Source organism: Stenotrophomonas sp. Sm2128 (assembly GCF_030985535.1).
GTDB classification, from domain to species: domain Bacteria; phylum Pseudomonadota; class Gammaproteobacteria; order Xanthomonadales; family Xanthomonadaceae; genus Stenotrophomonas; species Stenotrophomonas maltophilia.
Map to the genome: position 1 here is coordinate 1 of NZ_JAPTFQ010000033.1, position 9224 is coordinate 9224.

Here is a 9224-nt window from a genome sequence, read left to right on the forward strand (position 1 = left end):
CGCCCCCCCCCCCCCCCCCCCCCCCCCCCCCCCCCCCCCCCCCCCCCCCCCCCCCACCACCCATCAATAAAAACGCCGGCTTGCGCCGGCGTTTTCCATTTCCAGCAGGAGCGCGCTTACTGCGCCTTCTGGATCACCGCACACGCCAGGCGCGCGCCGGCGTTGCCGGTCGGCTGGGTCTTGTAGTCATCCGCATCGGCATGGACGATCAGGCCACGGCCGATGATGTCGAAGTCATCACCCTTGCCGATGTTGACGTTGCTCGACACCGGGCCGTCGATGGTGGCCACGCCCTTGTCGTCGGCCTTGATGTTGGGCATGTCGCCGCCGTGGTGCGGATCGGTGGCGACGTTGCCGTGGTCCTGCTTGCCCGGGTTGAAGTGGCCACCGGCGCTCATGCCGTCCGGGGCGCTGCAGTCGCCCTTCTCGTGGATGTGGAAGCCGTGCTCGCTGCCCGGCTTCAGGCCGCTGATCTGGCCGGTCACGTGGACCTTGCCATCGACCACCTTGAAGGTGACGCTGCCCTTGGTCTCGTTGCCCTGGGTCGGTGCCAGCTCGGCGCTGGCCGTAGCATCGGCAGCCGGTGCAGCCGCCGGGGCCGGCGTTGCAGCCGGTTCGGTGGTGGCACCGTCGGCCGGCGCGGCCGGCGGGGTTTCAGCCTGCGGCGCGGCCGGCTGCTGGTTGCAGGCCGCCAGGCCCAGCGCAGCAATGGCTGCGAACAGCGAAGTGTGGATCAAGCGCATGGAATCTCTCCCTGGATGATGCCTGCAGTGATCAGCGGACAACCCGGATCACGCCACAGGCGATGCGGACGCCGGCATTGCCGGCGGGCTGGCTGCGATAGTCGTCGGCGTTGGCATGCACGACCAGTGCACGTCCGGCGATATCGGTGGCGGCGCCTCCGCCAAGGGTAACGCCCTTGAGGTGGATATCGACGTTGGCGCGGCCCTGGGCGTCGGCACGCAGATTGTCCATGTCGCCCAGGTGGTGCTTGCCGGTGCCGGCGCGGCCATGCGCAGCGCCACCGGGATTGAAGTGATTGCCGGCACTGCTGGCATCCACCGCACTGCAGTCGCCGCGCTCGTGGATGTGGAAGCCGGCCTGCTGCATCGGCTGCAGGCCACCGATCAGGCCGGTGATGTGGATACCGCCGGGCTCCACCATCAGTGCGATGCGGCCACTGACAATGCTGGCCGAGGCCGGCGCAAGATTGGCCTCGCCCTGCTTCGCTGCGCTGACCACGGTCGGCGGCGGCGGAGTAGGTTCGGTCTTTTTCGGCGCGCTGCCGCAGGCAGACAGCAGCACGGCGGCGGACAACGGCAGGATGGCAAAGGACAGACGCATCAAAGACTCCTTGCAGATGACACTAAGCGTTGCATCGTCCATGAACGATCAACAGTTCGGCAAGCGGGCGCGAGGATCGCGTGCAGGGGCCGTTCAATGGCCCCCGCGGCGGCGTCCGGCGCCCAGCTTGCGGGTAAGGGTATTGCGGCCAAGGCCCAGGCGGGCCGCGGCTTCGGCACGGCGGCCGTGGGTGATCTGCAGCGCGGCCTCCAGCAGGGCATGGTCGACCCGCTCGCGCACCTGCGCGTGCAGCCCTTCCACGCCTTCGGCCAGCTGACGGCGTGCCCATTCGGCCAGCAGCGCTTCCCACTGCCCTGGATCGGCGCTGGTGGTGCTGCTGCGACGACCGCGCGTACGGTTGAGCGCGGTATCGACGTCGGCCACGCCGATGGTGTCGGCGGCCGCCAACGCCGCCATCCGCCAGCACACGTTTTCCAGTTCGCGCACGTTGCCCGGCCAGTCGTGTTCGCGCAGCGCCTGCAGTGCGGCCGCGGTCAGCCGCTTCGGCGGCGTATCCAGCTTGCGCGCGGCGGCGGCCAGGAACGTACTGGCCAGCTGTGCGATGTCCTCGCGGCGCTCGCGCAGCGGTGGCAGCTGCAGGCGCACCACGTCGAGGCGGTGCAGCAGGTCGGCGCGGAACTTTCCTTGTGCAACCAGCCCTTCCAGGTCCTGGTGGGTGGCGGCGACCACGCGCACGTCGACGCGGATCAGTTCACGGCCACCGACGCGGAAGAACTCGCCCTGCGCCAGCACGCGCAGCAGCCGGGTCTGCAACGGCAGCGGCATGTCGCCGATCTCATCCAGGAACAGCGTGCCGCCATCGGCCTGCTCGAAGCGGCCGATATGGCGGCGCTGCGCACCGGTGAACGCGCCGGCCTCGTGGCCGAACAGCTCGCTCTCGAGTAGTTCAGACGGGATTGCAGCGGTATTGAGTGCAACGAACGGCCCATGCGCTCGCGGTGATTCGCGATGCAGCGCATTGGCCACCAGCTCCTTGCCGGTACCGGTTTCGCCAGTGATCAGCACCGCCAGCGGCGCCTGTGCCAGGCGACCGATGGCGCGGAACAGCGCGCGCATCGGCGGGGTATCGCCCACCAGTTGCGGCGGTTGGTCGCTATGCGCTTCGGCCGCAGGTGTGGCCGCGGCCAGTGCCGGTGCCACCGCCGGCAGCACGCGCTGCGCCAGCGCCACCGCATCGTCCAGATCGAACGGCTTGGACAGGAACTCATGCGCACCACCACGGAACGCACCGGCGGTGCTGGCTACATCGGTATAGGCCGACATCACCACCACCGGCAGCTGCGGCAGCGCGGCCTTGAGCTTGTCCAGCAGCACCAGGCCATCGTCGCCGGGCATGCGCACATCGGTGAACAGCAGCGCCGGTGGCGGGCCTTCGCTCAACGCCTGCAGGGCGGGTGCGGCGCTGTCGAAATCGACGACCTGGTAGCCCGCCTCGCGTAGCGCGGTGCACAGCACGAAGCGCACGGCCCGATCGTCATCGACCACCCAGATGCGCTGCGGGGACGAAGAAGACTCAGACATCGCGCGGGGCCTCCTCGGCCGGGGCAGCGCCGCTGACGATCGGCAGCAGCAGCGTGAACACGGTATGGCCCGGGCGCGAGCGGTAGGTCAGCGTGCCGCGATGCTCGCGCGCCACCTGCTGGGCCAGCGCCAGGCCCAGGCCAGTGCCTTCGGCACGGCCACTGACCAAGGGCAGGAACAGGTGTTCAGCCAGTTCCTCGGGAACGCCACGGCCGTCGTCGGCGATTTCCAGGCGCAACGCCAGCGTGTGCAGCTGCTCGGCAATGCGCACGCCATGCTCCACGCGGGTACGCAGGGTGATGTTGCCGGCGCCGGCCTGGATCGCGTTGCGCACCAGGTTCCAGACCGCCTGGGTGAGGCGGTCGGCGTCACCATGGAATTCGGGGATGCTGGGGTCGTAGTCACGCTGCAGGCGCACCGCCCAGCCGGCTTCGCTTTCGGCCAGGCGCAGCACGCGTTCCAGCGCGGCATGGATGTTCAGTTCGGCATGCGGCGCGGCCGGGGCCGGCGACAGCAGCTGGTCGAGCAGGCCGTTGAGGCGCTCGATCTCCGAACCGATCAGTTCGATCAGCTCACGTTCGCTGGCGTCGCGCTGCGCCGCACGCCGGGCAAGCAGCTGGGCCGCGCCCTTCAGCCCGGCCAGCGGGTTGCGCAGCTCGTGGGCCAGCCCCTTCAGCGCCGCACTGAGCGCGCTGGGCAGCGCCTGGGTGGGATCGAGTCCTGGGAACTCATCGACCGGATGCGCCTCCAGCAGCCAGCCGCCATCGTCGCGGCGGCTCATCCAGCCCTCGGCGAAGCGCGGTGCTTCGCCGGGCACCGCCAGCGCCAGCCGGTTCAAGCGCAGGCTGTCACGCTCATCGCGGGCCAGGAAATGGGCCAGGGCTTCGCCCTGCACTTCCAGTGCGGCCAGCGGCCGACCCAGCAGGCGCCGGATGCTGACGCCCAGCCAGCGGGCGAAGGCCGGATTGCAGCCGGCAATGCAGCCATCGGCCCCGGCCCAGGCCAGCGGCGTGCCCAGGGCATCGAGGGACGGCGGGGGTGCGGGGTCGGACATTGCACCAATGTAGTGCAAAACGGGGGTCCGGGGTCGGATCCCTTTCCGTCAGGAAAGGGCTCTGACCCCTGCCGCAGGTCGAGCAAGCTCGACCACTACCAGATGCGTGGCCGGTTACAGCTTCATGTTCAGGCCGACGAACACGCTGCGGCCCGGGGCCGGCGAGAACATCGGGCGGGCGCTGTCCCAGAAGAAGCTGTCGTACCAGGCGTAGGCGTACTGGCGGCCGGTGACGTTCTTCAGCTGCAGGTCCACGCTGAAACGCGGGGTGAGCTGATAGGCAGCACTGAGGTCGAGCACGGCGAAGCCACCGAACTTGCCGGCCACGTTGCGTTCTTCCAGGTAGTAATCGCCCTGTGCACGCGCCTGCAGGCCCAGCCGCAGCGCATCCGTGGCGCGGTAATCCACACCCAGATTGCTGATATGGCGCGGGGTGGCAGCCACTTCGCGGCCCTGCAGGGAAATGCCGGCATCGCGGTCGTCGCGGGTGATCTTCGCTTCCTGGTAGGCGTGCGAGGCCCATACCGTCCAGTCGTCGCCCAGTTGCAGGCTCAACTGCGCATCCACGCCGCGTCGGCGGGTCTTGCCCAGGGTGACCGTGGTGCCGGTGGCCGGCATGTTGGATACCTCGTTTTCCGCGTCCTGCTGCCACACCGCCAGGCGCGCCTGGGCGCCCTGGAACGGCTGGAACTTGAGGCCCAGCTCCATGCCGGTATTGGTGGACGGCTGCATCGGCGCCTGCCCCGGAGTGAGATAGGCCGGTGCGGTGGAGCCGGTCAGCACCTGGAAGGTGCGGCCCCAGTTGGCATAGACGTGGGTGGTCTGGCCCAGGCTGTGGATGACGCTCAGCTTGGGCTGACCGATGGTGCCGTAGTCCTGCAGGCGTCCGCGGACGCCGTTCATCAGGTGCGTGCTGCCACTGAAGCGATCGATACGATAGGCCGGCACGATCTTCCACGCCTCGGCGGGCCGGTAGATGGCCTGCACGTAGGCGCCCCAGTTGTCGAAGCTGTGGCGGTCGTCGTTCTGCACGCGCACCGGCGGCTGGCTGTAATCCGTCGGTTCGGCGTAGGCGTAGCGCTCGCGGATATAGCCGTTGTCCTGCTGCTCGTAGTTCAAGCCGCCTTCGAGGGTAAGCGCTGGGCTGGCCTGCCAGGTCAGCGTGCTGAGCAGGCCAGTCTGGCGCTCATCCCACACGCGGCGCTGACGCGGCAGGTTGCCGGTGGGCAGGTCGCTGAAGGTCACGCGGCGGTCGTCTTCATAGCGGTTGTAGTAGAGCCGCGTGCCGAAGGTGAGTGCGTCGGACAGCTTCATATCCAGGTGCGCGGCAAGCTGGCGCATGTCGCGGTCATCACCGTCGTTGCCGTTGCGCAGCTCGCTGCCACGGCGGTGCGTGCGCAGTTCCTCGGCGGTCATGAAGCCGGGTTCGTCGGCCTCATGGTGATAGGCGCGCGCGGTCAGGCCCACGCGCAGCCCTTCGTCCAGCGTGCCGAAGAACCACTTGCCGCCCAGCGAGTACTTCCTGGAGGTGTCGTGGTCGCGATAACCATCGCTGGCCTGGGTGCCGACGAAATAGTTCTGCGCGAAGCCATTGGCTTCGCGGCCAACCGCCAGCTGTGCATCACGGGTGTTGTAGCTGCCGTAGGCGAGGCGCGCATCGGTGTAGCTGCCGCCTTGGCGCGTACCGAAGTTCACGTTGCCACCGATGTTGTGCAGCCCATAGCGCGGGTCGTTAGTCCCGCGCACCACTTCGATGTAGCTGATGTCCAGCGGGAACAGCATGTCGATGAAGCGCTGGTTGCCGCTGTTGACGTTGCTGGGGATGCCGTCGATGAGGGTCTTGATGGCGTTGAGGTAGCCCTCGCCGTTGAAGGCGCGGAAGCTGACCTTGCCCGATTCGGCGCCCTGCCGGGTTTCGGTGAGCTGGATGCCGGGCATCTGCCCGAGCAGTTCCCAGCTGTGCGAGACATTGCGGTTTTCGATCTGGTCTGCACCCAGGACGTCCACCGAGGTCAGCACCTGGTGCGCACTGAGCTGGCCTTCGCCGTGCTGGTGCACCTGCACCTTGCCGAGGGTGAGCGCGGCATCGGCGGACTGTGCGAAAGCTTCAGGGGCGAGCGGCGCGGCCGCCAGGGCGGCCACAAGGGTGGGAGTCTTCATGGGAAGGGGCGGCTGCGGTGAAATGTAATCATATAACATTTCACATGCCCGCTTTTGCAGCGTCGAGCAAGGCTCGGCGCTACAAGGGCGGGTGCCGGGGGCTGGGATTACACCGGGTAGCCGGTGGCTTCCCGCGCCTTCTTCCAGGCGCTTTCGAACTCGCGCGCACTGATCTCGTCATCTTCGTCGAAATCCAGGAACGACACTGGCTGGTCGGCCAGCAGGAAGCGGTCATCGCTGTGGGCGTGCTCGTCGGCCCAGACCATCCTGGTGCCGTAGATTTCCACCTGGCGCACGATCTTCTCGCCACGGGCTTCCATCAGCACGTTGCCCTTGCCCAGGCCCGATTCGGCCCAGTGCTTGTAGTACTTCTTTGCGGCGGACTTCGCGCCGGGTTTTGCGTTGTGCTTTGCGTAGGTCATTGCAGGGGTCCTGGCCGCAGGCGCGGCCGGAAAGTTCGGAATGGCGCCATTATCAGGCATCCGGGGTGAGAGCCCTTCCCTTTGGAAAGGGATCCGACCCCTGCTGGTTCAGTTCGGCAGGGGCACGCCCTTCGGCCACAGCATCCAGATATTGCCCTTCTGCTTCATGTCGCCGGCCAGCTTGCCGGCGGCATCGCCGCTGCCCCAGTACAGGTCGGCGCGCACCTCACCGGCGATGGCGCCGCCGGTGTCCTGCGCGGCCACCGGGCGCACCACCGGGGTGCCGTCCGGGCGCGTGGTGGAGAGCCACAGCAGGCTGCCCAGCGGCACCACGCTGCGGTCCACCGCCACGCTGTAGCCGGCGGTGAGCGGCACGTTCAGCGAACCACGCGGGCCTTCCGGGCTGTCCGGGTTGCGCACGAAGAACACGTAGCTGGGGTTGCTGCGCAGCAGTTCCGGCACGCGCGCGGGGTTGGCCCGTGCCCAGGCGCGGATGGCGTCCATGGTGACGTCTTCCTTCTTCAGCTGGCCCTGGTCCACCAGCCAGCGGCCGATGGCACGGTACGGGTGGCCGTTCTGTTCCGCATAGGCCAGCCGCACCTGCTTGCCATCGGCCAGGCGCACGCGGCCGGACCCCTGGATCTGCAGCAGTTGCAGGTCCATCGGGTCGGTCAGCCAGGCCAGCACCGGGGCGTTGGCACCCTTGGCCGCGATGGTACCGGCGTCGTCATAGGGCTTGAGCACCTTGCCTTCGACGCGACCGCGCAGGCGCTTGCCCTTCAGTTCCGGGTAGAGGCTCTCCAGCTGCACCACCACCAGATCATCGGGAGTGCCGTAGACCGGCACCGTCGCCTTGTCGGTGCGGGTCAGGCTGCCGGCATAGATCGGCTCGTAGTAGCCGGTAATCAGTCCGTCGGCCTGGTGGCCACCGGCACGCAGCGCATAGACATCAAGGTCGCGCTGCAGGAACTGGCGGATCGCGGCCGGGTCCTTGTCTGACACCGCTGCGGCGGTGGCGCAGGGTTTGGCCCAGACGGCATCGTTCTTCAGGCGGGTGCAGCTGCTGCGCCAGGCAACGAAGCCGGCCTGCAGATCGGTATCGGAGACCGGGGGCAATGCGCTCCATGCAGCCTTGGCATAGGTGGCCGCGGGCGGCGTGACCGGCGTCGGCACTTCAGATCCGGTGCGGGGGGCGGTGGTGGCGCAACCGGCGAGCACGGCCGCTGCCAGCAGGATGCAGTGCCTGCGCTTGAAGAAGGTGGCGGAATCGATCATGCCGCCATGGTGGCGGGCCGGCCGCTGGGCGGCAACCCGGCGCGGGGTCAAGCGTTCATGCGCGGGGTCACGGCGTCTGCAGCAGCAGCGAGTACAGGATGCGCGCGTCTTCGGCATCCAGCGTCTTCGGCAGGTCGTCGCGGCCACGGAAACGGCGGTGGAAGGCGGCGACGGTGGCTTCGCGGTTGTCCAGTGGATAGCCGAAGCGGGCCAGCGCATTCCACGCGTCGAAGCCTTCCGGTGCCGCGCCGTCGGCGGCGCGCGGCCATACCCCGAAGCCAGCCTCGGCCAGCTGTTGCCAAGGGAAGAAGCGGCTCGGATCCTGCTTGCGCGTCGGCGCCAGGTCGGCATGGCCGATCACCTGTCGCGGCGGAATGTTCAGACGCGTGGTGAGATCGCGCAGCAGCACGATCAGCGATTCGATCTGCGCCGCACTGAACGGGCTGCGGCCATCGTTGTCGAGCTCGATGCCGATCGAGGCCGAGTTGAGATCGGTGATGGTGCCCCAGCGCCCCGCGCCCGCGTGCCAGGCGCGGCGCTCATCGGCGACCAGCTGGTAGCGATGGCCATCGGCGCCGACCAGGTAATGTGCACTGACCGGTCCACCGCTGTTGGCCGTGCGCAGCGTATGCAGGCTCTGCTGCACCGACTTCTGCTCGGTGTGGTGGATGACGATGATGACCGGCGTGCGCGCGTTCTGGTTGGGTGATGGCACCCAGGTGGCGAGCGGGTTGTGCTGCACGGGCGCGGTGGCGGTGCAGGCCGCCAGGGCCAGTGCCAGCAGTGTGGAAGCCAGAAGGCGGGGGCTGATCATGGGCAGATTGTAACCATGGACCGCAGCCGTGGTTCGGCGCAGCGCGCCGATCGTCCAGACACCCCTTGGCCCTGAAACCGGATATTCGACAGTCAAAATTCGCCTAATGACCTGCACGAGTCCAGAGGAACAATTGCACGCAGAAAAGCCTGCCCGACACCAGCCACAGCCCCGCCCCCAATAACAACCAAAATAATAAAAAATCCATAATTTCAATCAGACCCTAAAGTACCAATTAGTACCCGCAAACAGCTGACATTAAACTATCACTTCAAATACCAATTCATCCCTAAAAAGCGTAAGCCTTGAAATTTCCGCAATGGACGCAAGGTCTCTCCGGGTCGTCCCTTCGCGAACTACTCCCGAAATGAGGATCTCATCAAAGTATGAGGCAACACCACCAACCCATCCTCCCACGGCCTCATCAAGCAATCTTTCGAGACCAGGTGAACTCACCTCCACCCTAAGATCAGAAAATTGATGATCACGACTATCTACCAGAAAGCATTCCCTACCACGAACAACCAGAAAAGCCCTCAACGATACAACGCTTCCATACAGAGCCGGAAAATCAATACAAGAGAATTTTTCGAAACCATCAGACATTAAATAT

At 67.0% G+C, this 9224-nt stretch carries 9 protein-coding genes; all 9 read right to left on the reverse strand.

Annotated elements, in window-relative coordinates:
- Positions 1–116: 116 nt before the first annotated feature.
- Complete coding sequence (locus tag O0K41_RS11240; RefSeq protein WP_012478735.1) at positions 117–743, reverse strand: superoxide dismutase family protein; 627 nt, start codon at positions 741–743, stop codon at positions 117–119.
- Between the two features lie 31 nt (positions 744–774).
- Positions 775–1344: a superoxide dismutase family protein gene (locus O0K41_RS11245; RefSeq protein WP_005407586.1), complete on the reverse strand. Its 570-nt coding sequence runs from the start codon at positions 1342–1344 to the stop codon at positions 775–777.
- Between the two features lie 93 nt (positions 1345–1437).
- On the reverse strand, positions 1438–2886 hold the full coding sequence (ntrC, locus tag O0K41_RS11250; RefSeq protein WP_123959345.1) for a nitrogen regulation protein NR(I): 1449 nt from the start codon (positions 2884–2886) through the stop codon (positions 1438–1440).
- The gene (locus O0K41_RS11255) at positions 2879–3940 is read right to left on the reverse strand and encodes an ATP-binding protein (protein ID WP_088436486.1); all 1062 of its coding nucleotides are present in this window, start codon (positions 3938–3940) and stop codon (positions 2879–2881) included. The genes ntrC and O0K41_RS11255 overlap by 8 nt, the downstream gene beginning before the upstream one ends.
- Before the next feature lie 114 nt (positions 3941–4054).
- A complete protein-coding gene (locus O0K41_RS11260; RefSeq protein ID WP_123959343.1) occupies positions 4055–6100 on the reverse strand; it encodes a TonB-dependent receptor in 2046 nt (681 codons plus the stop codon).
- Between the two features lie 107 nt (positions 6101–6207).
- Positions 6208–6522: a hypothetical protein gene (locus O0K41_RS11265; protein ID WP_049423150.1), complete on the reverse strand. Its 315-nt coding sequence runs from the start codon at positions 6520–6522 to the stop codon at positions 6208–6210.
- Positions 6523–6630: 108 nt separating this feature from the next.
- The gene (locus tag O0K41_RS11270) at positions 6631–7797 is read right to left on the reverse strand and encodes an MltA domain-containing protein (protein WP_123959341.1); all 1167 of its coding nucleotides are present in this window, start codon (positions 7795–7797) and stop codon (positions 6631–6633) included.
- A 67-nt stretch (positions 7798–7864) separates the two neighbouring features.
- Complete coding sequence (locus O0K41_RS11275) at positions 7865–8611, reverse strand: N-acetylmuramoyl-L-alanine amidase (protein WP_049449259.1); 747 nt, start codon at positions 8609–8611, stop codon at positions 7865–7867.
- 258 nt (positions 8612–8869) lie between these two features.
- A complete protein-coding gene (locus O0K41_RS11280; protein WP_123959339.1) occupies positions 8870–9217 on the reverse strand; it encodes a hypothetical protein in 348 nt (115 codons plus the stop codon).
- Positions 9218–9224 lie beyond the last annotated feature (7 nt).

Bases quoted from the DNA above. Each gene is read 5' to 3' on its own strand.
- O0K41_RS11260 (WP_123959343.1), bottom strand. From the start codon at position 6,100: ATGAAGACTCCCACCCTTGTGGCCGCCCTGGCGGCCGCGCCGCTCGCC.
- O0K41_RS11245 (WP_005407586.1), bottom strand. From the start codon at position 1,344: ATGCGTCTGTCCTTTGCCATCCTGCCGTTGTCCGCCGCCGTGCTGCTG.
- O0K41_RS11270 (WP_123959341.1), bottom strand. From the start codon at position 7,797: ATGATCGATTCCGCCACCTTCTTCAAGCGCAGGCACTGCATCCTGCTG.
- O0K41_RS11265 (WP_049423150.1), bottom strand. From the start codon at position 6,522: ATGACCTACGCAAAGCACAACGCAAAACCCGGCGCGAAGTCCGCCGCA.
- O0K41_RS11275 (WP_049449259.1), bottom strand. From the start codon at position 8,611: ATGATCAGCCCCCGCCTTCTGGCTTCCACACTGCTGGCACTGGCCCTG.
- O0K41_RS11240 (WP_012478735.1), bottom strand. From the start codon at position 743: ATGCGCTTGATCCACACTTCGCTGTTCGCAGCCATTGCTGCGCTGGGC.
- ntrC (WP_123959345.1), bottom strand. From the start codon at position 2,886: ATGTCTGAGTCTTCTTCGTCCCCGCAGCGCATCTGGGTGGTCGATGAC.
- O0K41_RS11255 (WP_088436486.1), bottom strand. From the start codon at position 3,940: ATGTCCGACCCCGCACCCCCGCCGTCCCTCGATGCCCTGGGCACGCCG.
- O0K41_RS11280 (WP_123959339.1), bottom strand. From the start codon at position 9,217: ATGTCTGATGGTTTCGAAAAATTCTCTTGTATTGATTTTCCGGCTCTG.